At 59.7% G+C, this 22,889-nt stretch carries 24 protein-coding genes and 1 other RNA gene; 12 read left to right on the top strand and 13 right to left on the bottom strand.

All coding sequences use genetic code 11. From position 1 onward, the window contains the following. Positions 1 to 3 precede the first annotated feature (3 nt). Entirely contained in the window at positions 4 to 2,226 is a 2,223-nt protein-coding gene (gene ppk1, locus J2W17_RS14100) for a polyphosphate kinase 1 (protein WP_307334822.1), read from the top strand. Positions 2,227 to 2,486: 260 nt separating this feature from the next. Here the strand turns inward: ppk1 and ppx are convergent, their stop codons facing one another. The 5 genes from ppx to J2W17_RS14125 form a co-directional block, all read right to left on the bottom strand. Continuing rightward, complete coding sequence (ppx, locus tag J2W17_RS14105) at positions 2,487 to 3,989, bottom strand: exopolyphosphatase (RefSeq protein ID WP_307334824.1); 1,503 nt, start codon at positions 3,987 to 3,989, stop codon at positions 2,487 to 2,489. A gap of 218 nt (positions 3,990 to 4,207) precedes the next feature. Beyond that, a complete protein-coding gene (locus tag J2W17_RS14110) occupies positions 4,208 to 4,945 on the bottom strand; it encodes an amino acid ABC transporter ATP-binding protein (protein WP_307334826.1) in 738 nt (245 codons plus the stop codon). Then, entirely contained in the window at positions 4,932 to 5,582 is a 651-nt protein-coding gene (locus J2W17_RS14115) for an amino acid ABC transporter permease (RefSeq protein WP_307334828.1), read from the bottom strand. Before J2W17_RS14115 ends, J2W17_RS14110 begins: the two co-directional genes overlap by 14 nt. Continuing rightward, positions 5,579 to 6,259 carry an amino acid ABC transporter permease gene (locus J2W17_RS14120; protein ID WP_307334831.1) on the bottom strand — a complete coding sequence of 227 codons (681 nt, stop codon included), beginning with the start codon at positions 6,257 to 6,259 and terminating at the stop codon, positions 5,579 to 5,581. Before J2W17_RS14120 ends, J2W17_RS14115 begins: the two co-directional genes overlap by 4 nt. Positions 6,260 to 6,280: 21 nt before the next feature. Beyond that, positions 6,281 to 7,066, bottom strand: coding sequence for a transporter substrate-binding domain-containing protein (locus J2W17_RS14125; protein ID WP_307334833.1), 786 nt, complete (start codon positions 7,064 to 7,066; stop codon positions 6,281 to 6,283). 308 nt (positions 7,067 to 7,374) lie between these two features. Between J2W17_RS14125 and trxA the strand changes: the two genes are divergently transcribed. The 4 genes from trxA to J2W17_RS14145 all read left to right on the top strand — a co-directional run bounded on the left by trxA (position 7,375) and on the right by J2W17_RS14145 (position 11,785). Further along, positions 7,375 to 7,704, top strand: a complete 330-nt coding sequence (gene trxA / locus J2W17_RS14130) for a thioredoxin TrxA (RefSeq protein ID WP_007899382.1) — start codon at positions 7,375 to 7,377, stop codon at positions 7,702 to 7,704. A gap of 246 nt (positions 7,705 to 7,950) precedes the next feature. Beyond that, entirely contained in the window at positions 7,951 to 9,210 is a 1,260-nt protein-coding gene (gene rho, locus J2W17_RS14135) for a transcription termination factor Rho (protein ID WP_007942421.1), read from the top strand. 140 nt (positions 9,211 to 9,350) lie between these two features. Then, positions 9,351 to 10,817 (top strand): 4-hydroxy-3-polyprenylbenzoate decarboxylase, encoded by a 1,467-nt coding sequence (ubiD, locus tag J2W17_RS14140; RefSeq protein ID WP_056738783.1) that lies wholly within the window; start codon positions 9,351 to 9,353, stop codon positions 10,815 to 10,817. Continuing rightward, positions 10,817 to 11,785: a CDP-6-deoxy-delta-3,4-glucoseen reductase gene (locus tag J2W17_RS14145; protein WP_307334837.1), complete on the top strand. Its 969-nt coding sequence runs from the start codon at positions 10,817 to 10,819 to the stop codon at positions 11,783 to 11,785. The genes ubiD and J2W17_RS14145 overlap by 1 nt, the downstream gene beginning before the upstream one ends. A gap of 14 nt (positions 11,786 to 11,799) precedes the next feature. Here J2W17_RS14145 and J2W17_RS14150 read toward each other — a convergent pair whose 3' ends face one another. Further along, positions 11,800 to 12,282: a sn-glycerol-3-phosphate transporter gene (locus tag J2W17_RS14150; protein WP_307334839.1), complete on the bottom strand. Its 483-nt coding sequence runs from the start codon at positions 12,280 to 12,282 to the stop codon at positions 11,800 to 11,802. Between the two features lie 340 nt (positions 12,283 to 12,622). Between J2W17_RS14150 and J2W17_RS14155 the strand changes: the two genes are divergently transcribed. Beyond that, positions 12,623 to 13,291, top strand: coding sequence for a gamma-glutamylcyclotransferase (locus J2W17_RS14155; RefSeq protein WP_307334841.1), 669 nt, complete (start codon positions 12,623 to 12,625; stop codon positions 13,289 to 13,291). Here the strand turns inward: J2W17_RS14155 and glpT are convergent. Further along, positions 13,267 to 14,616 (bottom strand): glycerol-3-phosphate transporter, encoded by a 1,350-nt coding sequence (gene glpT / locus J2W17_RS14160; protein WP_307334843.1) that lies wholly within the window; start codon positions 14,614 to 14,616, stop codon positions 13,267 to 13,269. The genes J2W17_RS14155 and glpT overlap by 25 nt on opposite strands. Before the next feature lie 322 nt (positions 14,617 to 14,938). Here glpT and J2W17_RS14165 point away from each other — a divergent pair, with 322 nt between their 5' ends. Beyond that, positions 14,939 to 15,553, top strand: coding sequence for an energy transducer TonB (locus J2W17_RS14165; protein ID WP_307334845.1), 615 nt, complete (start codon positions 14,939 to 14,941; stop codon positions 15,551 to 15,553). A gap of 63 nt (positions 15,554 to 15,616) precedes the next feature. Here J2W17_RS14165 and J2W17_RS14170 read toward each other — a convergent pair whose 3' ends face one another. Next, the gene (locus J2W17_RS14170; RefSeq protein WP_307334847.1) at positions 15,617 to 16,594 is read right to left on the bottom strand and encodes an NADPH:quinone oxidoreductase family protein; all 978 of its coding nucleotides are present in this window, start codon (positions 16,592 to 16,594) and stop codon (positions 15,617 to 15,619) included. 150 nt (positions 16,595 to 16,744) lie between these two features. On the opposite strand from J2W17_RS14170, the gene J2W17_RS14175 reads away from it, so the two are divergent. Continuing rightward, positions 16,745 to 17,152: a flagellar basal body-associated protein FliL gene (locus J2W17_RS14175; RefSeq protein WP_307334849.1), complete on the top strand. Its 408-nt coding sequence runs from the start codon at positions 16,745 to 16,747 to the stop codon at positions 17,150 to 17,152. Between the two features lie 141 nt (positions 17,153 to 17,293). Here the strand turns inward: J2W17_RS14175 and J2W17_RS14180 are convergent, their stop codons facing one another. After that, positions 17,294 to 17,746, bottom strand: coding sequence for an EVE domain-containing protein (locus J2W17_RS14180; protein WP_307334852.1), 453 nt, complete (start codon positions 17,744 to 17,746; stop codon positions 17,294 to 17,296). 194 nt (positions 17,747 to 17,940) lie between these two features. Here J2W17_RS14180 and J2W17_RS14185 point away from each other — a divergent pair, with 194 nt between their 5' ends. Beyond that, complete coding sequence (locus J2W17_RS14185) at positions 17,941 to 18,096, top strand: hypothetical protein (protein WP_307334853.1); 156 nt, start codon at positions 17,941 to 17,943, stop codon at positions 18,094 to 18,096. Between the two features lie 35 nt (positions 18,097 to 18,131). Here the strand turns inward: J2W17_RS14185 and J2W17_RS14190 are convergent, their stop codons facing one another. The 4 genes from J2W17_RS14190 to J2W17_RS14205 form a co-directional block, all read right to left on the bottom strand. Continuing rightward, the gene (locus J2W17_RS14190; protein WP_064680358.1) at positions 18,132 to 18,737 is read right to left on the bottom strand and encodes a 5-formyltetrahydrofolate cyclo-ligase; all 606 of its coding nucleotides are present in this window, start codon (positions 18,735 to 18,737) and stop codon (positions 18,132 to 18,134) included. An 85-nt stretch (positions 18,738 to 18,822) separates the two neighbouring features. After that, a non-coding RNA gene (gene ssrS, locus J2W17_RS14195) (6S RNA) lies at positions 18,823 to 19,001 on the bottom strand. 30 nt (positions 19,002 to 19,031) lie between these two features. Next, positions 19,032 to 19,349, bottom strand: coding sequence for a cell division protein ZapA (locus tag J2W17_RS14200; RefSeq protein ID WP_007942435.1), 318 nt, complete (start codon positions 19,347 to 19,349; stop codon positions 19,032 to 19,034). Beyond that, complete coding sequence (locus J2W17_RS14205) at positions 19,346 to 19,555, bottom strand: TIGR02449 family protein (RefSeq protein ID WP_307334855.1); 210 nt, start codon at positions 19,553 to 19,555, stop codon at positions 19,346 to 19,348. The genes J2W17_RS14200 and J2W17_RS14205 overlap by 4 nt, the downstream gene beginning before the upstream one ends. 208 nt (positions 19,556 to 19,763) lie before the next feature. Between J2W17_RS14205 and J2W17_RS14210 the strand changes: the two genes are divergently transcribed. The 3 genes from J2W17_RS14210 to ubiH are packed head-to-tail and all read left to right on the top strand — an operon-like array spanning position 19,764 to position 22,870. Then, positions 19,764 to 20,324 (top strand): YecA/YgfB family protein, encoded by a 561-nt coding sequence (locus tag J2W17_RS14210; RefSeq protein ID WP_307334857.1) that lies wholly within the window; start codon positions 19,764 to 19,766, stop codon positions 20,322 to 20,324. Positions 20,325 to 20,351: 27 nt separating this feature from the next. Then, entirely contained in the window at positions 20,352 to 21,686 is a 1,335-nt protein-coding gene (gene pepP / locus J2W17_RS14215; RefSeq protein ID WP_307334859.1) for a Xaa-Pro aminopeptidase, read from the top strand. Next, entirely contained in the window at positions 21,683 to 22,870 is a 1,188-nt protein-coding gene (gene ubiH / locus J2W17_RS14220) for a 2-octaprenyl-6-methoxyphenyl hydroxylase (protein WP_307334861.1), read from the top strand. The genes pepP and ubiH overlap by 4 nt, the downstream gene beginning before the upstream one ends. Positions 22,871 to 22,889: the final 19 nt, after the last annotated feature.

Consider the following 22,889-nt stretch of genomic DNA (forward strand, 5'->3'; position numbering starts at 1 on the left):
TCCATGACTACCGAAGGACTCACTGAAGTCGCCGTAAAAGAGGCTCAACCTGTGGTGGAGCAAATCGCCGAAACCCCGCCGGAGCTGGAGCCTGCTCCCGCTGCGGTGGTGGCCGAGCCTGCTGCGACGACGCCGGCGATCGCCATTCCCGGCCTGGATGACAGCAGCCTTTACATCCATCGCGAGCTATCGCAGCTGCAGTTCAATATCCGCGTGCTGGAACAGGCGCTGGATGTGTCCTACCCGTTGCTGGAGCGGCTGAAGTTCCTGCTGATCTTCTCCAGCAACCTGGACGAGTTCTTCGAAATCCGTGTGGCCGGCCTGAAGAAGCAGATCACCTTCGCCCGTGAGCAGGCCGGCGCGGATGGCCTGCAACCGCACCAGGCCCTGGCCCGCATCAGCGAACTGGTGCATGGTCACGTCGACCGCCAATACGCCATCCTCAACGACATTCTGTTGCCGGAACTGGAAAAACATCAGGTCCGCTTCATCCGCCGGCGTCACTGGACCACCAAGATCAAGACCTGGGTTCGCCGTTTTTTCCGCGACGAGATCGCCCCGATCATCACCCCGATCGGCCTCGACCCGACCCACCCGTTCCCGTTGCTGGTGAACAAGAGCCTGAACTTCATCGTCGAGCTTGAAGGCATCGACGCCTTCGGCCGCGATTCCGGCCTGGCGATCATCCCGGCACCCCGTCTGCTGCCGCGTGTCATCAAGGTGCCGGAAGAAGTCGGCGGGCCTGGCGACAACTATGTGTTCCTGTCGTCGATGATCCATGCTCACGCCGATGACCTGTTCCAGGGCATGAAGGTCAAGGGCTGCTACCAGTTCCGCCTGACCCGTAACGCCGACCTTTCCGTCGACACCGAAGATGTGGAAGACCTGGCCCGCGCCCTGCGCGGCGAGTTGTTCTCCCGCCGCTACGGTGACGCGGTGCGTCTGGAAGTCGCTGACACCTGCCCGAAACACCTGTCCGACTACTTGCTCAAGCAGTTCAACCTGCACGAGACCGAGCTGTATCAGGTCAACGGTCCCGTCAACCTGACCCGACTGTTCAGCATCACTGGCCTGGACAGCCAGCGCGAGCTGCAATACCTGCCGTTCACGCCGCAGATTCCGAAGTTGCTGCAGAACAGCGAGAATATTTTCAGCGTGGTCAGCAAGCAGGACATCCTGCTGCTGCACCCGTTCGAGTCGTTCACCCCGGTGGTCGACCTGTTGCGCCAGGCGGCCAAGGACCCGCACGTCCTGGCGGTGCGCCAGACCCTGTACCGCTCCGGCGCCAACTCGGAAATCGTCGATGCGCTGGTCGACGCCGCGCGTAACGGCAAGGAAGTCACCGCGGTCATCGAATTGCGCGCACGCTTCGACGAAGAGTCCAACCTGCAACTGGCCAGTCGTCTGCAAGCGGCGGGTGCCGTGGTGATCTATGGCGTGGTCGGTTTCAAGACCCACGCCAAGATGATGCTGATCCTGCGTCGCGAAGCCGGGGAAATTGTCCGTTACGCCCACCTGGGTACCGGCAACTACCACGCCGCCAACGCCCGCCTGTACACCGACTACAGCCTGCTGACGTCCGACGATGCCTTGTGCGAAGACGTCGGCAAACTGTTCAGCCAGTTGATCGGCATGGGTAAAACCCTGCGCATGAAGAAGCTGCTGCATGCGCCGTTCACGCTGAAGAAGGGCATGCTCGACATGATTGCCCGCGAGACTCAGTTCGCGCTCGACGGCAAACCGGCGCACATCATCGCCAAGTTCAACTCGCTGACCGACCCGAAGATCATCCGCGCGCTGTACAAGGCCAGTCAGTCCGGAGTGCGTATCGACCTGGTGGTGCGCGGCATGTGCTGCCTGCGGCCGGGCATCGCCGGGGTTTCGCACAACATCCACGTGCGCTCGATCATCGGGCGTTTCCTGGAACACACCCGGGTCTTCTACTTCCTTAACGGCGGCGAGGAGCAGATGTTCCTGTCCAGTGCGGACTGGATGGAGCGCAACCTCGACAAGCGCGTCGAGACTTGCTTCCCGGTGGAAGGCAAGAAGCTGATCATGCGGGTCAAGAAGGAGCTGGAGCTGTATCTGACCGACAACACCCATAGCTGGAGCCTGCAGGCGGATGGTCGCTACATCCGCAACACGCCGACCGGCAACCAGAACCCGCGCAGTGCGCAGGCGACGCTGCTGGAGCGTTTGGGCAGCCCGATTCTGCCAGTGCGTTAACCCTCACGGGGCATAAAAAATGGCGATCCCTGCGGATCGCCATTTTTATTTCCATCGCCCCCTGTAGGAGCTGGCTTGCCAGCGAAGGCGTCCTTACATTCACCACAATGCTGAAGGCCTTGACGCCTGTAGGAGCCTGGCTTTTCGGATCGCCGCACCGGAGCGAATGGACTTCAAGTCTCGCGTCGATTTCAAGGACGCCTTCGCCGGCAAGCCGGCTCCTACAGGGGAGGCGTGTTTGGCGAAGGTTTTGCGGTGGTTCAGCGCACGTTAAGCACAAAACCGACCCGCGTCAGCCACTCCGCTTCCAGGCCGAAGTCGGCCTGGGTCAGCTGGTTTTCGTCCAGCCAGTTTTCCGGGAACAACACATCCAGGCTGTCGCCGTTGGCATGCAGCTCGACCTGGGGCATTTGCTGGGTGCCGCGGATGTGATGGAACAGGATCGCAAAGCGCAGCAGCACGCACAGGCGAATCAGCTTGATGCCTTCATCGCCGAACTCGGCGAACTTGTCCCGGGGAATATTGCGTCGGTGACCGCGCACCAGCAGTGCGAGCATCAGCTGGTCTTCGCGGGAGAAGCCCGCCAGGTCCGAATGCTCGATCAGGTAGGCGCCATGCTTGTGGTAGTGATAGTGGGCGATGTCCAGGCCCACTTCATGAACCTTGGCGGCCCAGCCCAGCAGTTCGCGCCAGATGCCGTCATCCAGGTCCCAATCCTCGGCCACCTGATCGAACGCGTGCAACGCCTTGCGTTCGACCCGCGCCGCCTGTTCCAGGTCGACGTGATAACGCTCCATCAGCGAGCTGAGGGTGCGCTCGCGGACGTCTTCGTGGTGATGTCGACCCAGCAGGTCATAGAGCACACCTTCGCGCAAGGCGCCTTCGCAATGGTCCATGCGTTGCAGTTCGAGGGCGTCGAAGATGGCTTCGAGAATCGCCAGGCCGGCCGGGAAGATCGCCCGACGGTCAGGCTTGATGCCTTCGAAGTCGATCTTGTCGACGTCGCCGAGCTTGAACAGCTTGCGCTTGAGCCAGGCGAGGCCTTCGGCATTCACTTCACCCGTGCCATGCCCGCCGGCCTTCAACGCCAGGCCGATGGCCCGGATGGTGCCCGAGGAGCCGATGGCTTCATCCCAGGTCAGGCGGTGCAGGGCGTGTTCGATGCTCATGATTTCCAGCCGCGCCGCCGTGTACGCCTGGGCATACCGGGCCGGAGTGATCTTGCCGTCCTTGAAATAACGCTGGGTGAAGCTGACGCAGCCCATCTGCAGGCTTTCGCGCAGCAATGGCTCGAAGCGCTGGCCGATGATGAATTCGGTACTGCCGCCGCCAATGTCGGCCACCAGGCGCTTGCCCGGCGTGTCGGCGAGGGTGTGGGACACGCCGAGGTAGATCAGGCGCGCTTCTTCACGGCCAGAGATGACTTCCACCGGGTGGCCGAGGATTTCTTCGGCACGACGGATGAATTCGCCGCGGTTACGGGCTTCACGCAAGGCATTGGTGCCCACAATCCGCACGGCACCCAGGGGCATGCCATTGATCAGTTGGGCGAAACGCTTAAGGCAATCGAGCCCGCGTTGCATGGATTCTTCGCTGAGCTGGCGCTCTTCATCGATGCCGGCGGCCAGCTGAACTTTCTCCCCCAGACGCTCGAGGATACGGATTTCGCTGTTCTGGGCCTTGGCCACGACCATGTGAAAGCTGTTGGAGCCCAGGTCGATTGCGGCGATCAGGGACAGATTCTTGGCTTGGGATTGCGGCATGGTCAGGGGGTCTCGGTCGATAACCCCGACATCGTGCCACGATCAAACGCTGGCGCCAACGCGCAGAGTTCAAAGCATTGATCCAACACAGTCATGTCGGTGACCGCTACGCGGTCATTCGCGAGCAGGCTCGCTCCCATAGGGATTGCATGTCTACCCAAAATCCATTGTGGGAGCGAGCCTGCTCGCGAAGACGGCCTCAGGGCGCTGAATATCTATCAGCCCGCCGCTTCCGCGGTCCCGATGAAATTCGCCAGCTCCGCCGTCTGCGGATTGGCAAACAAAACCTTCGGATCGCCCACCTCATGCACCTTGCCCTGATGCATGAACACCAACTTATCCCCAACCTCCCGGGCAAAACGCATTTCATGGGTGACCATGATCAAGGTCATGCCTTGCGCCGCCAGCTGCCGAACCACGCTCAGCACTTCATTGACCAGTTCCGGGTCCAGCGCCGAAGTAATCTCGTCACAGAGCAAAACCTTCGGCGACATCGCCAAGGCCCGGGCAATCGCCACCCGCTGTTGCTGCCCACCGGACAGCCGGTCCGGAAACGCATCGAATTTTTCCCCCAGCCCGACCCGTTCCAGCATCTCCCGCGCCAATTCAGCGGCTCTGGCTTTGGGCACTTTCTGCACCACCTGCGGTGCAAGCATGACGTTTTCGCCCACGGTGAGGTGCGGGAACAGGTTGAACTGCTGGAACACCATCCCGACTTTCTGCCGCAGGCTGCGCAGGTCGGCGCGGGCGGCGTCGAGGTATTCACCGTCGACTTCGATCACGCCGTCGTTGATCGACTCCAGGCCATTCAAGGTGCGCAGCAAGGTGGATTTGCCCGAGCCGCTGCGGCCGATGATCGCCACCACCTGGCCTTCCTCGACACTCAGGTCGATGCCTTTGAGCACATGGTGGTCGCCGTAATATTTATGTAGGGCCGAAACTCTAAGCAGAGGCATGCAGTTTCCTTTCCAGATAGCGCGCACTGAGGGACAAGGGGTAGCAGAGCAAGAAGTAACCAAGGGCGACAAGGCCATAGACCATGAACGGTTCGAAGGTCGCGTTGGCGAGCATGCCGCCGGTCTTGGTCAGTTCGGTGAAGCCGATGATCGAGGTGACGGCGGTGCCTTTGACCACCTGCACCGAGAAGCCCACGGTTGGCGCTACGGCGATGCGCAGCGCTTGCGGCAGGATTACATAACGCAGTTGCTCCAGCGGGTTGAGCGCCAGGCTTGCAGAGGCTTCCCACTGGCCGTTGGGAATCGACTCGACACAACCGCGCCAGATCTCCGCCAGGTAGGCGCTGGTGAAGAGTGTCAGGGCGATCGCTGCCGCCATCCACGGCGAAATATCCACCCCGGCCAACGCGACGCCAAAGAACACCAAAAACAGCTGCATCAACAGCGGCGTGCCCTGGAACAGTTCGATGTACGTGCGGGCGAAACTGCTTGGCAGGGCTTGTTTCGAAATGCGCATGACCATGATCAGCAAGCCGATCAGCCCGCCGCCGACAAACGCCACCAGCGACAGCGCCAATGTCCACTGCAGGCCCGCAAGCAGGTTGCGCAGGATGTCCCAGAAAGTGAAATCGCTCATTGGCTGGTCCTCGCGCTGTTTCTTGAAATGAACCGGCGACCGATCCAGTTCAGCAACTGGCGGATCAATAAAGCCATGCACAGGTAAAGCAGGGTGGTCAGGGCGTATGTTTCGAAGGCGCGGAAGTTGCGCGACTGAATGAAGTTGGCGGCGAAGCTCAGCTCCTCGGTGGCGATCTGCGAACAGACGGCCGAGCCGAGCATGACGATGATGATCTGGCTGCTCAGGGCCGGCCAGACCTTGCCCAGCGCCGGCAACAGGACCACGTGGCGGAAGGCTTCGAAGCGGCTCATCGCCAAGGCAGCGGCGGCTTCCAGCTGACCGCGAGGGATCGCTTGAATGCCGGCGCGGATGATCTCGGTCGAATAGGCCCCGAGGTTGATCACCATCGCCAGCACCGCCGCCTGCCATTCGGAAATCTGTACGCCCAGGGATGGCAGGCCGAAGAAGATGAAAAACAACTGCACCAGGAATGGCGTATTGCGGATCAACTCGACATAGACGCCGAAAATCCCGGAGAACGGACGAATGTTCCACGCCCGCACCAGCGCCCCGACAATACCCAGGCCAACCCCGAGCACCGCGCCGATGGCCGTCAGTTCAAGGGTGAACAGCGCTCCGCGCAGCAACAGATCGGTATTGTGCACCACTGGAATGAAGTCGAACTGATAGGACATATTCTGTCTCCCCTGCGGCGATCAGAGATCGGCCGGCAGCGGCTCTTTGAGCCAGGTTCGGGCGTTCTTCTCCAGCGCGCCATCGGTCCTGGCGGTGGCGAGGATCTGGTTGACCTTGCCCAGCAGCGCCGGCTCGTTTTTGTTTATGCCGACATAAACCGGCGAATCCTTGAGCTTCACTTTCAGCGCCGGCACCCGTTTCGGGTTGCGTTCACTGATCGCCACCATCACCACGTTGCCGCTGGCGATCAGGTCGACCTGCCCGGCGAGGTAGGCGGCGATGGTCGAGTTATTGTCTTCGAAGCGCTTGATGGTCGCGCCTTCGGGAGCGACCTTGCTCAATTCGATGTCTTCGATGGCGCCCCGGGTGACGCTGATGGTCTTGCCCTTGAGATCGTCCAGGCCTTTGATGTCGGCATCCGGCGGGCCGAATACGGCGAGGTAGAAGGGTGCGTAGGCGCTGGAGAAGTCGATGACCTTCTCGCGCTCGGGGTTCTTGCCAAGGCTGGAAATCACCAGGTCGACCTTACCGGTGGTCAGGAACGGGATGCGGTTGGTGCTGTTGACCGGGGTCAGCTCGAGTTTGACCTTGAGCTGATCGGCCAGCAGTCTGGCGGTGTCGATATCGAGGCCGCGAGGTTTCATGTCCGGGCCGACCGAGCCGAACGGCGGGAAGTCCTGGGGCACGGCCACCTTGAGGACGCCGCGTTTGACCACATCTTCCAGACCGTCGGCGTGGGCGGGCGCCTGGCTCAGTATCAGGCCGGCAAACAAGGCAGCGAGGAGGGCGCGGTAGCGCTGGGTCATGGCAAATCTCCGAATCGGCAGGGAAAACCTTCTGCGGATCGATAGAGCACGGGCCATGCCAGGATTCGTTTTGAGGAAGGAAGGCCGTGGTTTTGCGGGCTTTGCCGGGTGTCAGGGCCGACCTGCGGGGTTGGTTTTGCACCTCAATGGTGCATCTTTGAAATGGCATTCCACAGTGTGTCTGAAATTGAGCTATACCCAAACTCATGTGCCGCCATAGCGAGACTCAATCACCTGCAGCTTCCTGAACACAGGAAGGGCGGCTATGATGGGCCACGTTTTTTATTGCTTATAACCCGGAGACATCCATGAGCAGCGATCTTATCAAGCACGTCACCGACGCTAACTTCGAAGAAGAAGTACTGAAGGCTGCTGGCCCTGTGCTTGTTGACTACTGGGCTGAATGGTGCGGCCCTTGCAAAATGATCGCCCCGGTTTTGGACGAGATCGCCGGCACCTACGCTGGCAAGCTGACCGTTGCCAAACTGAACATCGACGAAAACCAGGAAACGCCGGCCAAGCATGGCGTGCGCGGGATCCCGACGCTGATGCTGTTCAAGAACGGCAACGTCGAAGCGACCAAGGTCGGCGCACTGTCGAAGTCGCAGCTGGCGGCTTTCCTCGACGCCAACATCTAAGCGTCGTTATAAAGTGTTTGAAAAGGCCCCGCACTTTGCGGGGCTTTTTCGTTATACAGGGCTAGACGCTCCGAAACTCAGGTGGTACATTCGGCCCCGCACTGGTTTCTCCAATGCCCCCTGCTAGCCGTCGCCGACGCACTCCTTTTCGAATTAGTACGCGATCCTGTCGCCTTCTCTGCGGCGCGGCCTCATTAAGCCAAAAGCTTAATTTCCCCCCTCCATAAATGATTACGTCATTCCTATATGAATCTGACTGAACTCAAGCAAAAGCCGATTACCGAACTGCTCGAATTGGCCGAACAGATGGGCATAGAAAATATGGCCCGTTCGCGCAAGCAGGACGTGATTTTCTCCCTGCTCAAAAAGCACGCGAAAAGCGGCGAGGAAATCTCCGGTGATGGCGTGCTGGAGATTCTCCAGGACGGCTTCGGCTTCCTGCGCTCCGCTGACGCTTCCTATCTTGCCGGCCCGGACGACATCTACGTCTCGCCGAGCCAGATCCGTCGCTTCAACTTGCGTACCGGTGACACCATCGTTGGCAAGATCCGCCCTCCAAAGGAAGGCGAGCGTTATTTCGCACTGCTCAAGGTCGATACGATCAACTACGATCGTCCCGAGAACGCGAAGAACAAGATTCTCTTCGAGAACCTGACCCCGCTGTTCCCGACCGTGCGCATGAAGATGGAAGCCGGCAACGGTTCCACCGAAGACCTCACCGGTCGCGTCATCGACCTGTGCGCCCCGATCGGCAAAGGCCAGCGCGGTCTGATCGTTGCACCGCCGAAAGCCGGTAAAACCATCATGCTGCAGAACATCGCAGCGAACATCGCACGTAACAATCCTGAAGTTCATCTGATCGTATTGCTGATCGACGAACGTCCGGAAGAAGTGACCGAAATGCAGCGCACCGTGCGCGGCGAAGTGGTTGCCTCGACGTTCGACGAGCCGCCAACCCGCCACGTGCAGGTTGCCGAAATGGTGATCGAGAAGGCCAAGCGCCTGGTCGAACACAAGAAAGACGTGGTGATCCTGCTCGACTCCATCACCCGTCTGGCGCGTGCCTACAACACCGTGATCCCGAGCTCCGGCAAAGTGCTCACCGGTGGTGTCGATGCCCACGCCCTGGAGAAACCGAAACGTTTCTTCGGTGCAGCGCGGAACATCGAAGAAGGCGGTTCGCTGACCATCATCGCCACCGCGCTGGTTGAAACCGGCTCGAAGATGGACGAAGTGATCTACGAAGAATTCAAAGGCACGGGCAACATGGAGCTGCCGCTGGATCGTCGAATTGCTGAAAAACGAGTGTTCCCTGCGATCAACATCAACCGTTCCGGCACCCGCCGCGAAGAGTTGCTGACGGCCGACGACGAGTTGCAACGCATGTGGATCCTGCGCAAGCTGTTGCACCCGATGGACGAAATTGCAGCCATCGAGTTCCTGGTCGACAAGCTGAAAACGACCAAGACCAACGATGAGTTCTTCCTGTCGATGAAACGCAAGTAAGTCGAGCAGGCCAGGAAGCCGGGGAAACCCGGCTTTTTGCTATCTGATTTTTGATGAACCGGCAGTTCGTGGTTCTGAATAGAGGGGTTCGGCGCTAAACTGCCTGCCCCCGAACGCCACGGCCAAAACGAGGCTCACGCATGCAGTATCGCGACTTGCGCGACTTTATCAGCGGTCTGGAAAAGCGCGGCGAACTCAAGCGCATTCAGGTACCGGTGTCCCCTGTGCTGGAAATGACCGAGGTCTGCGACCGCACCTTGCGTGCAAAAGGTCCGGCCTTGCTGTTCGAAAAGCCCACGGGTTATGACATCCCGGTGCTCGGCAATCTGTTCGGCACCCCCGAGCGCGTGGCGCTGGGCATGGGTGCGGAGGCCGTCAGCGAACTGCGCGAAATCGGCAAGCTGCTGGCGTTCCTCAAGGAACCCGAGCCGCCAAAAGGCTTGAAAGACGCCTGGTCCAAGCTGCCGATCTTCCGCAAGATCATCGCCATGGCACCGAAAGTCGTCAAGGACGCGGTCTGCCAGGAAGTGGTCATCGAAGGCGACGACGTCGACCTGGCGATGCTGCCGGTGCAGACCTGCTGGCCTGGCGATGTCGGCCCGCTGATCACCTGGGGTCTGACGGTCACCAAAGGTCCGAACAAGGATCGCCAGAACCTCGGCATCTACCGTCAGCAAGTGATCGGCCGCAACAAGGTCATCATGCGCTGGCTGAGCCACCGTGGCGGCGCGCTGGATTACCGCGAGTGGTGCGAGAAGCATCCGGGCCAGCCGTTCCCGGTGTCCGTGGCATTGGGCGCTGATCCTGCGACCATTCTTGGCGCGGTGACTCCTGTGCCGGACAGTCTTTCCGAATATGCTTTTGCAGGTCTGCTGCGCGGCAACCGCACCGAGCTGGTGAAGTGCCGTGGCAACGACTTGCAGGTCCCGGCGACCGCCGAGATCATCCTTGAGGGCGTAATACATCCGGGCGAAATGGCCGATGAAGGCCCGTACGGCGACCACACCGGTTACTACAACGAGGTCGACAGCTTCCCGGTATTCACCGTGGAGCGCATCACGCACCGGATCAAACCGATTTACCACAGCACCTACACCGGGCGTCCGCCGGATGAGCCGGCGATCCTCGGCGTGGCGCTGAATGAAGTGTTCGTGCCGATCCTGCAGAAGCAGTTCCCGGAGATCACCGACTTCTACCTGCCGCCTGAAGGCTGCTCGTACCGCATGGCCATCGTGACCATGAAGAAGTCGTATCCCGGGCATGCCAAGCGGGTAATGCTCGGTGTCTGGTCGTTTTTGCGACAGTTCATGTACACCAAGTTCGTTATCGTCACTGATGACGACATCAATGCGCGGGACTGGAACGACGTGATCTGGGCCATCACCACGCGCATGGACCCCAAGCGCGACACGGTGATGATCGACAACACGCCGATCGACTACCTCGACTTCGCCTCGCCGGTTTCCGGCCTGGGTTCGAAGATGGGGCTCGATGCCACGCATAAATGGCCCGGCGAAACCACTCGCGAGTGGGGCCGGGTGATCGTCAAGGACGAAGCCGTGACCCAGCGGATCGATGCCATCTGGAATCAGTTAGGAATAGATTGATGCGTGTAACCTTGCAGCCCTCCGGAGCAGTGCTTGAGATTCTGCCCGGCGAGCGGATTCTCGATGGCGCGCGGCGCCTGGGTTATGAATGCCCACAAAGCTGCCGCAATGGCAATTGCCATGTGTGCGCCGCGTTGCTGGTGGAGGGGCGGGTCGAACAGGCCGGCAATGTGCGCGACCATGGCGAGTTGTACACTTGCATAGCCGAGCCGCTGGAAGACTGCATCCTGTTGTGGGATGGCGTGCTCGCGCTGGGAGAACTGCCGGTGCGCAGCATGTCGTGTCAGGTCATTGAATGCAGGGACGTCGGCGGCGACACCTTTCGCGTGCGCCTGCGGGCACCGGCCGGCAAGCCGCCGCGCTATCACGCAGGCCAGTACTTGATGATCGAGCGCGAGAATGGCGAGAAATCGGCATTCTCCCTGGCTTCCGCTCCCCACGGCGGGCGCGATCTGGAAGTTCATGTATTGGCGCGCGAAAGCAGTGCGCTGAGCCTGATCGAACAGCTGCAACGCAACCCGATGGTGCGGATCGAGATGCCGTTTGGTGATACCCATCTGGCAGAGTTGCCGGATGGCCCACTGGTGCTGATCGGCGCGGGAACCGGCATGGGTCAGATTCATAGCCTGATTGAGCATTGCCGCGCGACGGGCTTCAAGCATCCGGTGCATCTGTATTGGGGTGTGCGGCGTCCTGAAGATTTTTATGACATCGAACATTGGGACGAATGGCTGAAACTGCCCAACCTGTTCTTGCACAAGGTCGTCAGCGATCAATGCGCCTGGCAGGGTCGCTGCGGCATGTTGCATGAAGCGGTGTGTGAGGATTTCCCTGATCTCAAAGCCCTGCATGTGTACGCCAGCGGCTCGCCGGCGATGGTCTACGGCACGCTGGACGCCCTGGTCGAAGCGGGAATGGATGCACACCAGATGCGCGCGGATGTGTTCGCTTACGCGCCACGTTCCTGAGTGTCCCGGGCTGCCTAAAAGCGCAGCCCGGTGGTTATCATCGCTGCATTGGTTCCCAGCAGTACGACCTCGGCACCGATCGCGCCGAAATGCACCCCTACGGATGGAATGATCACCGGCGCTGCCCCAAGGCGATTGAGCGGTACTTTTTTCCGATATTCGCCTTTGTAGCCTTGAAGTAACCCGCCGGAGAGTTTCAGGTAAACCGGATAGTCGGAACCCTGATATCGCTTGCCCGCGTACGCATAATACGAGCGCTGGCGGTACGAGTTGCGAAACGTTGTCGCGCCAAAAATCGTCCCGGAGGCCAGGTTGCGTTCCAGACCCAGCAGGCGCTGTCGGTTATTGTGCTCGGGAGTCGGCGAATAGTGCCGGGTGTAGACACTGGTCTGCGCATACCAAAAGCCCTTATCTGCGGTGTGCGTGGCGATATCCAGAGCCAATGCGTGACTGGCCTGGATCAGCACGAACAGGCTATATATCCATGAATACTTCATTCCTGACTCCCGGGAGGCGGATGAGCGCGCGCCTCAGTGGAAGCTGTTATACGTGGGCGGTCCCATCGCTAACCAGATGATTAATCTGAAAAATCGGTAGGATATTTCTTTAAATTTGAAGTACCGATTCCTCTCGAAAGCTTATGCTTATTTCATTATGGTATTTAAAGTGCTTTCAAAATGGGATTAGGCTATATGGATGAAAGCTGATTAAACGATTTAAGGCGCTATTGAAAGAGATACAGCCCTTAATACTTTTTGTTTCAAATTTACTGCTATATCTTCTAATAGGTCGAAGTTTTTACATTTTGTAACTCCGTGAGGCCGAACACCTGATCCCATGAGCGCTATTGAAACTGCATTCTTGAATTCGCCTTATCCGCCGCGGCTCGATCTGGGACCGCAGCTTACGCACGAACAACTGCTCAGCTCGATGCAAACGACCATGGAGCGCCACAAGGGCGGACCGGTATGGCTGTTCGCCTACGGCTCGCTGATCTGGCGGCCTGAGTGCCCGGCGGTGGAGCGAGTGCGTGGCCGCGTGCACGGTTATCATCGTGGTCTGTACCTGTGGTCCCATGAACATCGGGGCACGCCGGAAGTGCCAGGCCTGGTGTTTGGCCTGGACCGCGGTGGTTCTTGCAGCGGGTTCGCTTATCGTCTGCCCGAAGATCAGCTCGAAGCCTCGTTGTATGCCCTTTGGCAACGCGAAATGCCGTTCCCGTCCTATCGTCCACACTGGCTCAACTGCCGTCTCGAAGACGGAAGCCAGGTTCAGGCATTGGGATTTGTGTTGGAACGGCACCTGCCCAGCTATGCCGGCAACTTGCCGGATCATGTGCTGAGTCATGTGTTCGAAAACGCTTGCGGGCGTTACGGCACCACCCGCGATTATGTCGAGCAGACCGCCAACGCCCTGCGTAGCCACGCCATGCCAGACCGGAATCTGGAGGCGCGGCTCAAGCGCTGTAAATCATCGGCCGATCAGGCGAGTGCTTCGCGGCTCTGACTGGCGACTTGTTTGTGCCACAGGGTCGGGGCGAGGAAGGCCATCGCCAGCAGGCACGCGCCGATCAACAAGACGAAACCGCCGTCCCAGCCGAAGTGGTCCACGGTGTAGCCCATGGCTGCACTGGCCGCGACCGAACCTCCCAGATAACCAAACAGTCCGGTGAAGCCCGCCGCTGTACCGGCCGCTTTCTTCGGCGCCAGTTCCAGTGCCTGCAGGCCGATCAGCATGACCGGGCCGTAGATCAGGAAGCCGATCGAGATCAAGGCGATCATGTCGACGGTCGGGTTACCCGCTGGATTCAGCCAGTAAACCAGGGTCGCCACGGTGACCAAGGCCATGAACACCATGCCGGTCAGGCCACGGTTGCCGCGGAAGATCTTGTCCGACATCCAGCCGCACAGCAGTGTGCCCGGAATACCCGCCCACTCGTAGAAGAAATACGCCCACGAGGTTTTATCCACGGTAAAGCCTTTCGCTTCCTTGAGGTAGGTCGGTGCCCAGTCCAGTACGCCGTAGCGCAACAGGTAGACGAAGACGTTGGCCAAGGCGATGTACCAGAGCATTTTGTTGCGCAGTACGTATTTGACGAAGATTTCCTTGGCGCTGAATTCTTCTTCATGGCTGGCGTCGTAGCCTTCCGGGTAATCGTTCCTGTACTTCTCGATCGGCGGCAGGCCCACCGATTGCGGGGTGTCGCGCATGGTGACGAAAGCAAACACCGCCACCGCCAAGGCGACCGCCGCCGGCACGTAAAACGCCGCGTGCCAGTCATTGAACAAACCCATGCCGAGCAGGAACAACGGACCGATCAGGCCGCCGCCGACGTTATGTGCCACGTTCCACAAGGACACCACGCCACCCCGTTCCTTCTGCGACCACCAGTGCACCATCGTCCGCCCGCTCGGCGGCCAGCCCATGCCTTGGGCCCAGCCGTTGATGAACAGCAGGATGAACATGATGGTCACGCTGGATGTCGCCCAGGGCGCAAAGCCGAAAATGAACATCACACCAGCCGATACCAGCAGGCCGAAGGGCAGGAAGAATCGCGGGTTGGAACGGTCGGACACGATGCCCATCAAGAACTTGGACAGGCCGTAGGCGATGGCGATCGCCGACAGTGCCAGGCCCAGCTCACCCCGGGTGTAACCCTCTTCGATGAGGTAGGGCATGGCCAGGGAGAAGTTTTTGCGCAGCAGGTAATAACCGGCGTAGCCAATAAAAATCCCGGCGAAGATCTGCCAGCGAAGGCGGCGGTAGGTGTTGTCTATTTTTTCTTCAGGCAATGGAGCCTGATGTGCGGCAGGACGAAAGAAAGCAAACATTCAAAGCTCCAGATTTCTTGTTTTGACTGCGGATGCGAATGTTACAGTTTCGTTACCGAAAATAGCACCGCTTCGCAGTGGTCAAACAGCGGAAATTTTGGCGCCCGTATGTTCTCTTACGAACATGTCGCTCAGGCGTAAGTGAAGGACGTTGTAGGAAGGATTACCGCTTCCATCCTTCGGGCCTCATCTGTCCGGATGAGCACTGGTTTTTGGGAAGCGTCCTTCGTTCAAAGAAGAAGTTGCGGCGTTTTGCTTTAGGTCGCTGCTACGTAAGCTTTGTCAGGGAGTTTTGGTGTTTCAATCATGGAAGGGAGGGGTTATGCGGCGGTTTGCGTTTGTGTTTTTGCTGGGTTTATCCGTTGATATCAGGGCAGGGGAGTTCTTTCTGATACCGGAAAACAACCCTAAGCCGATTTATCCTGCAGCGCTTCTGAGGGCTGGCATAACCGGCAATGTTCGAGTCGAGTTCACCGCCAATGCCGATGGTTCGGTGAGCGAGGTGAGGATCCTGGAGAGCGATCATCCTGATTTGGCCGAAGCAGGCCGAGTCGCGATTGAGCAGTGGCGGTTCAGGCCCTGGACGGTCGATGAGGACAAACCTGCCAGGCAGGAAATTATTGCGCCTCTGGTATTTGGGCTGGATCTCGACTCGCCGATTCATACCAATCAGTGGCTGAAGAAGCTGAAATGTCGCGACGTCAATGAGCTGCTGCTCAATGTCCCGGAGAATGCATGGGTTGATTCCACGCCGTTTCATTACACCCGGGCCTATCTGTCGAATGTATTTCACATCACTCAATTGCCGAAGGAGCAGCGTCTGGAATGGATCGCCAACCTGAATAAGCGTGTGCCGACCATTGTCAGGAGCTGCCGCAGCGGCCCGGTGCTTAAATACATGAGCTTGCTGCCGGAGGAGATTCGGCAACTGTTGTAGCTCCCCGACTCGTCATGAGGCGGTCTGGATAACTCGTTCGAGGTCCAGACCGTTCCACTGGATTCAGCGAACCTGCACCACCACCTTGCCAACCGCCTTGCGCTGGCCCAGATCATTGATCGCCTGCGCCGCATTGCTCAGCGGATACACCTGCGACACCAGCGGTTTCAGCTTGCCCTCGGCAAACCAGCCAAACAGTTGCTGGAAGTTTGCCGCATTGTCCTGAGGCTGACGCTGGGCAAACGAGCCCCAGAACACGCCGACCACGGCGGCACCTTTAAGCAGGGCGAGGTTCACCGGTAGTTCTGGGATACGTCCGCTGGCGAAACCGACCACCAGCAGGCGACCATTCCAGGCGATGGCGCGGATGGCCTGGTCGAACAGGTCGCCGCCCACCGGATCGTAGATCACGTCGGCGCCCTGGCCGTCGGTCAGGCGCTTGATTTCGTCCTTGAGGCTGGTTTCGCTGTAGTTGATCAGCTCATCGGCGCCGGCCGCCTTGGCCACGGCGAGTTTCTCCGCGCTACTGGCGGCGGCGATCACCCGGGCACCCATGGCTTTGCCGATTTCCACCGCCGCCAGGCCGACACCGCCGGAAGCGCCGAGCACCAGCAGGGTTTCGCCCGGTTGCAGGTTGCCGCGCTGCTTGAGCGCGTGCATCGAGGTGCCGTAGGTCATGCTGAAGGCGGCGGCGGTTTTGAAGTCCATCGACGATGGGATCGGCAGCACGTTATAGCCCGGCACCGCGACCTCTTCGGCAAAGCTGCCCCAGCCGGTCAGGGCCATGACCCGATCGCCGACTTTCAGGTGCCCGACCTTTTCGCCCACCGCACTGACCACGCCCGCCGCTTCGCCGCCAGGAGAAAAAGGAAAGGGCGGTTTGAATTGGTATTTGCCCTCGATGATCAGCGTGTCGGGGAAATTCACCCCGGCGGCGTGCACTTCCAGCAGGATTTCATTCTTCTTTGCGACAGGGCTGGCGACGTCTTCCAGCACCAGCGATTCGGCGGGGCCGAAGGCTTTGCACAGCACGGCTTTCATCAGGGCTATTCCTTTGGGAGTGATGGCCGATAAGTGTAGGTGTGTGAATTGAAGGGTCAACGAGCATGCCCCGCCCTGATAGGCCGCCATAAGCTTGTGCTGGCGCGGCGGGTCGATATGCTAGGCCGCAAACCGGATAAGGAGCGAAGTGTGAAAGCGTGGATCATGTTGTTGCTGGCCCTGTCTCTGCCCGTGGCAGCGGTGGCTGAAGAAGCCAAGGAAGGAGAAGCGCCGAAGGTCAATTACATCACCTTGAGCCCGCCGTTCGTGGGGAACTATGGGCTGGACGGTACGCCGAAGCTCAAGGTCTACAAGGCTGACGTGGCATTGCGGGTGACCGGGGATGAGGCGGCCAAGCTGGTGAAGGCCAACGAGCCGTTGATTCGTAATCAGCTGGTGTCGCTGTTTACGCAGCAGAGCGCCGAGGCGATGAATAATGTCGAGGCCAAGGAGAAGCTGCGTCAGGAGGCCTTGAAGCAGACCCGGCAAGTGATGAGTGATGAGACCGGCAAGCCGGTGGTTGAGGATCTGTTGTTCAACAACCTCATTATTCAATAAGATTTTCACTGTCCTGGCGGGCCTCTTCGCGAGCAAGCCCGCTCCCACAGGGATTTTTGCAGGTACAGGATTATGTGTTCACAACAGAAACCTGTGGGAGCGGGCTTGCTCGCGAAGGCAATCCTGCAGTCACCGCATGATTCAAGGCCGTAATGCAATCACCGCCGCCCATTGCTCAGGAGTCACCGGCATCACCGACAGTCGCGAACCTTTCTGTACCAGCGGCATCTCCGCCAACGCCGGCTGCTGCTTCAGGTAGTCCAGCTTCAACACCCTGCTAAACGTTTCCACATGCGCGACATCAATCGCGCTCCAGGCATTTTTCTCTGGCGTTGCCTTCGGATCGTAGTAATGACTCTCCGGCTCCAGCGCCGTCGGGTCCGGATACGCGGCTTCGACAATCTTGCCGATCCCGGCAATGCCCGGTTCAGGGCAGCTGGAGTGGTAAAAGAAAAACTCGTCGCCCACCGCCATGGCACGCAGAAAATTACGGGCCTGGTAATTGCGAACCCCGTCCCAGCGCGCTTTGCCGAGCTTCTCCAGATCCTTGATCGAGAGTTCGTCGGGCTCGGATTTCATCAGCCAGTAGGCCATGGTTTTGCTCCTTGCGAGATGAGTGGGCAAGTTGTCCGGCAATTTTATGACAAACCGACGGTCGGTTGACGCCAGCGTTTGCGTGTCGGTTCACGTTGTCGCAAAATGCCGCCCTTCTCAGCTAGACGCTGCTGCACGGCCTACAACGGAAACCGCTGCTGTCATCGTGTTGATGTGCCTTTGGGGGGCAATCGATGAAACGCAAACCGGATTTACTATGGATTTTGGTGATTTTGTTCGGCCTGGGCGTCGTGACCACCGGCTACGCCCAAAGCCTGTGGAACAACACCCCTGATGCACCGATCGAGCTCACACAGCAACAACAGCAGCCGTCAGCCTTCAAGCGCTGAAGCTGTCTGGCCGACGCCGCTGATCGCAGTGGCGTCTAGCCCGCGTAATACCAGGCCTTGTCCGTCACCGTTCCCTGCAACGGTACATCCCAGCTCGCTTGAGCCAGTCGTTCTACCTTCTGACATTCATGGGCCAGCCCCAATAACGTCGGCTTGCGCCAGTTTTTGCGCCGCGCCAGGTACGCCAGACTGCGATCGTAGAAGCCGCCGCCCATGCCCAGGCGTCCGCCGACGTCGTCAAACCCGACCAATGGCAGCAGCACCAGGTCCAGCGCCCAGACTTTGCGTTGGCGGGCGAGGTTATGCCGGGGTTCGAGAATGCGGAAACGATTGGGTTTGAGCTTTTCGCCCGGGCGAATTCGCTGGAACACCATTTTGGTTCGCGGCCAGGCACTGAGCACAGGCAGATAAGTTGCCTTGCCTCGACGTTGTGCGGCCCGCAGCAACACGCGTGGATCGATCTCACCATCGTTAGGCAGGTACAGGGAGATGTGTTTGGCGCGCCTGAACAAAGGCTGCTGGGCCAGTTGTTTGTACAGCCCGCGAGCAGCCTGGCGCTGTTGACTGGGGGTCAATGCGCGGCGGGCCTTGCGCAGCATGCGTCGAAGTTGCGGGCGGGGCAGCAGCGCAGGTTCGGTCATGAGTTTTGGCTTCGGCAGATCGAGTACGTAAAGCGTACCCGAAAAAAAGCCGATGCCGGTATTGGACCGGCATCGGACAGGAATCAGGCTCCCCGGATGAACCGCTGCTGACTTAGCCCTTGAACCCGAAAGTTCAAGGTGGAAGATGCAGTAGGCTTTAAGGCTTTCCGTCTAGCGGACATGCACACCAGCCCAACGTGCAACCTCCAGGGTAGTGCGAATCGGCTCAGGGACGTGGTCAACTGGCAAGCACCCCAGGGAGTGATGCGAGTATACCTCAAGCGGTGAGACGAATCAGCCCTTGGTGACATCCGGATCGGTGGCAAGCACCAGATCGACGCGATCCAGCAGGTCGCGCACCTGTTCCCGGGTCGAGCCGCTGGCCTGCACATCCGGTCGTTCTTCCTTGTGCAGGAGATCGTGGGTGATGTTCAGTGCGGCCATTACGGCGATGCGATCGGCACCGATGACTTTGCCGCTGCTGCGGATTTCGCGCATCTTGCCGTCCAGATAGCGGGCAGCGCTTACCAGATTGCTGCGCTCTTCCTGGGGGCAGATGATCGAATATTCTTTATCGAGGATCTGCACGGTAACGCTATTGCTTGAACTCATGAGTCTTGCTCCAGGGCCTTGAGGCGCGAAATCATCGACTCGACCTTACGCCGGGCGATTTCATTTTTTTCAATGAGGTGCGCGCGTTCCTCGCGCCAGGTCTTTTCCTGAGCTAATAGGAGTCCGTTTTGACTCTTAAGTTGCTCGACTCGGCTAATTAGCAGCTCGAGCCTGGCCATCAGCGCTTTCAAGTCGTTGTCTTCCATTGTCTTCACTGTCTGATGGGGGTTGGACTGTAGGAGCGAGCCTGCTCGCGATAAGCCCGAGAACGCCGCGGGGTGTCAGGTATCCAGCGTTATCGTTGGCGACCATCGTCGGATCGCCGCCCGGAACAAGCTCGCTCCTACAGGGGTAGTCGATGTAGGATACAAGACCTTCATTCTAGACATAGCGCCGTTTGGCGCCTAGCTGCCCATGCCCATTCAGAATTCTCCGTACCAAGCCTTCGCCACACTGCTGACTGCCAGCGGTCATCCCGTCTCGCCTGCCGAATTGCATGGCCTGTTGCTCGGCCGTAGTTGCGCCGGTGCCGGTTTCGATGCCGAAGGCTGGCTGGTCGATGCCGCCGAGCTGCTCGAAAGCGAACCGCAAGATAATGTCCGCAACGCCTTGATCGGCTTGCAGGAGATGGTCAAGGGCGAGCTCACCGGCGACGACGTGACCGTCGTTCTGCTGCTGCCGACCGATGACGAGCCACTGACCGACCGCGCCGCCGCACTGGGCCAATGGTGCCAGGGCTTCCTCAGCGGGTTCGGCCTGAACTGCCGTGACAGCAGCATGCTGAGCGCCGAGGCCACCGAAGTACTTCAGGATCTGGCGGCTATTTCACAGGTGCAAGACGCCCTGGAAGAGTCCGACGACGGCGAGAGCGATTACATGGAGGTCATGGAATACCTGCGCGTCGCGCCGCTGCTGTTGTTCACCGAGACCAAAAAGCCGGACGCACCGGTTGCCGCCAAACCGTCATTGCACTGATCGCAAGCCAGGAATAGCCATCTGCCCATGATTCATATCCCGAAATCGGAATACAGCCGTCGCCGCAAGGCCCTGATGGCGCAGATGGTACCCAACAGCATCGCCATCCTGCCCGCCGCCGCGGTAGCCATCCGCAACCGCGACGTCGAGCACGTCTACCGCCAGGACAGCGATTTCCAGTACCTCAGCGGTTTTCCCGAGCCCCAGGCCGTCATTGTGCTGATGCCCGGTCGCGAACATGGCGAATACGTATTGTTTTGCCGTGAACGCAACGCCGAGCGAGAACTGTGGGACGGTCTGCGAGCTGGCCAGGAAGGCGCGATCCGAGATTTCGGCGCCGACGACGCGTTCCCCATCACCGACATCGACGACATCCTGCCGGGCCTGATCGAAGGTCGCGACCGGGTGTATTCGGCCATGGGCAGCAATCCGGAATTCGATCGGCACCTGATGGACTGGATCAACGTGATCCGCTCCAAAGCACACCTGGGCGCTCAGCCGCCGAACGAATTCGTTGCCCTGGATCATCTGCTGCACGACATGCGCCTGTATAAATCGGCGGCAGAGGTGAAGGTGATGCGCGAGGCTGCTCGAATTTCCGGCCAGGCCCACATCCGCGCGATGCAGGCCAGCCGGGCCGGGCTGCATGAGTTCAGCCTCGAAGCCGAGCTCGATTACGAGTTCCGCAAGGGCGGGGCGAAAATGCCGGCCTACGGGTCGATCGTCGCTTCGGGGCGCAACAGTTGCATCCTGCATTACCAGCAGAACGATGCGGTGCTCAAGGACGGCGATCTGGTGCTGATCGATGCCGGTTGCGAGATCGATTGCTATGCCAGCGACATCACCCGCACCTGGCCGGTCAACGGCAAGTATTCACCCGAGCAGAAGGCGATCTACGAGCTGGTGCTGGCGGCTCAGGAAGCCGCCTTTGCCGAAATCGCCCCGGACAAACACTGGAACCAGGCCCACGAAGCCACGGTCCGGGTGATAACCGCGGGTCTGGTGAAGCTGGGCCTGTTGCAAGGTGACATCGATGAATTGATCGGCCGCGAAGCCCATAAAGCGTTTTACATGCACCGCGCCGGTCACTGGTTGGGCATGGATGTGCACGACGTCGGCGAGTACAAGGTCGGCGGTGAATGGCGCGTGCTGGAAGTGGGCATGGCGCTGACCGTGGAACCGGGCATCTACATTGCCCCGGACAACCAGAACGTAGCGAAAAAATGGCGCGGCATTGGCGTGCGCATCGAGGACGATGTAGTGGTCACCAAAACCGGCTGTGAAATCCTGACCCATGGCGTACCGAAAACGGTCGCCGAGATCGAGGCCTTGATGGCCGCCGCACGGACACACGCGGCATGAGTCGAGTCAATCTGGCAATCATCGGTGGCGGCCTGGTCGGCGCCAGCCTGGCGTTGGCCTTGCAAGCCGGGGCCAAGGCCCGTGGCTGGAAGATCGTGCTGATCGAACCCTTTGCGCCGGGCGACACCTACCAGCCAAGCTACGATGCCCGTTCTTCGGCGCTGTCGTACGGCGCTCGGCAGATTTATCAACGGCTGGGCGTGTGGCAGGAAATTTCCCGCCGGGCAGAGCCGATCAAGCAGATTCATGTCTCCGATCGCGGACGTTTCTCCACCGCGCGCCTGTCGGCGATGGAAGAGGGCGTACCGGCGCTGGGCTACGTGGTGGAAAACGCCTGGCTCGGCCAATGCCTCTGGCAAGGCCTGGACAAGGATGTGATCAGCTGGCGGTGTCCGGCGGAGGTCACGCGCATGGAGCCGCTGATCGATGGCTATCGCCTGGTCCTCAACGATGAAACCACCCTGGAATGCGACCTTGCGGTGCTCGCCGATGGCGGCCGTTCCGGTCTGCGCGAGCAATTGGGGATCGGCATCAAGACCCGTCCCTATAACCAGAGCGCGCTGATCGCCAATGTCACGCCGAGTGAAGCGCACAACGGCATGGCCTTCGAGCGCTTCACCGATGAGGGGCCGATGGCGTTGTTGCCATTGCCGGACAATCGCTGCGCGTTGGTCTGGACCCGTCTGGGCATGGACGCGAAACGGCTGGCGGCGCTGGATGAGCGAAGCTTCCTCAGCGAGTTGCAGGGCGTGTTCGGTTATCGTCTCGGCGCCTTGAAGCAGGTTGGTGTAAGGCATCTGTATCCGCTGTCATTGATCGAGGCCGAAGAGCAGGTACGTCCGCATCTGGCAATTCTGGGCAACGCCGCTCACAGCCTGCACCCGATTGCCGGACAAGGTTTCAACTTGTCGCTGCGCGATGCCCAGGCCTTGGCCGAAGCGCTGTTGACCAGCGAAAACCCGCCTGGCAACTTCGCTGGCCTGCAGGCCTACCGCGAGCGTCAGCGCCTGGATCAAAGCCTGACGGTGGGCTTCTCCGACCAGGTCACACGCTTGTTCGGCAGCACCCAGCCGCTGGTGTCCCTGGGGCGCAATATCGGCCTGCTCGGCCTCGATTTGCTGCCACCGGCCAAGCGCTGGTTCGCCCGGCAGGCCATGGGCCTGGGTACGCGACCTGATGTCTAAGCATTTACAGATCGATTTT

Origin of the sequence: Pseudomonas lini (assembly GCF_030812475.1) — a bacterium.
Lineage (GTDB): Bacteria > Pseudomonadota > Gammaproteobacteria > Pseudomonadales > Pseudomonadaceae > Aquipseudomonas > Aquipseudomonas lini_A.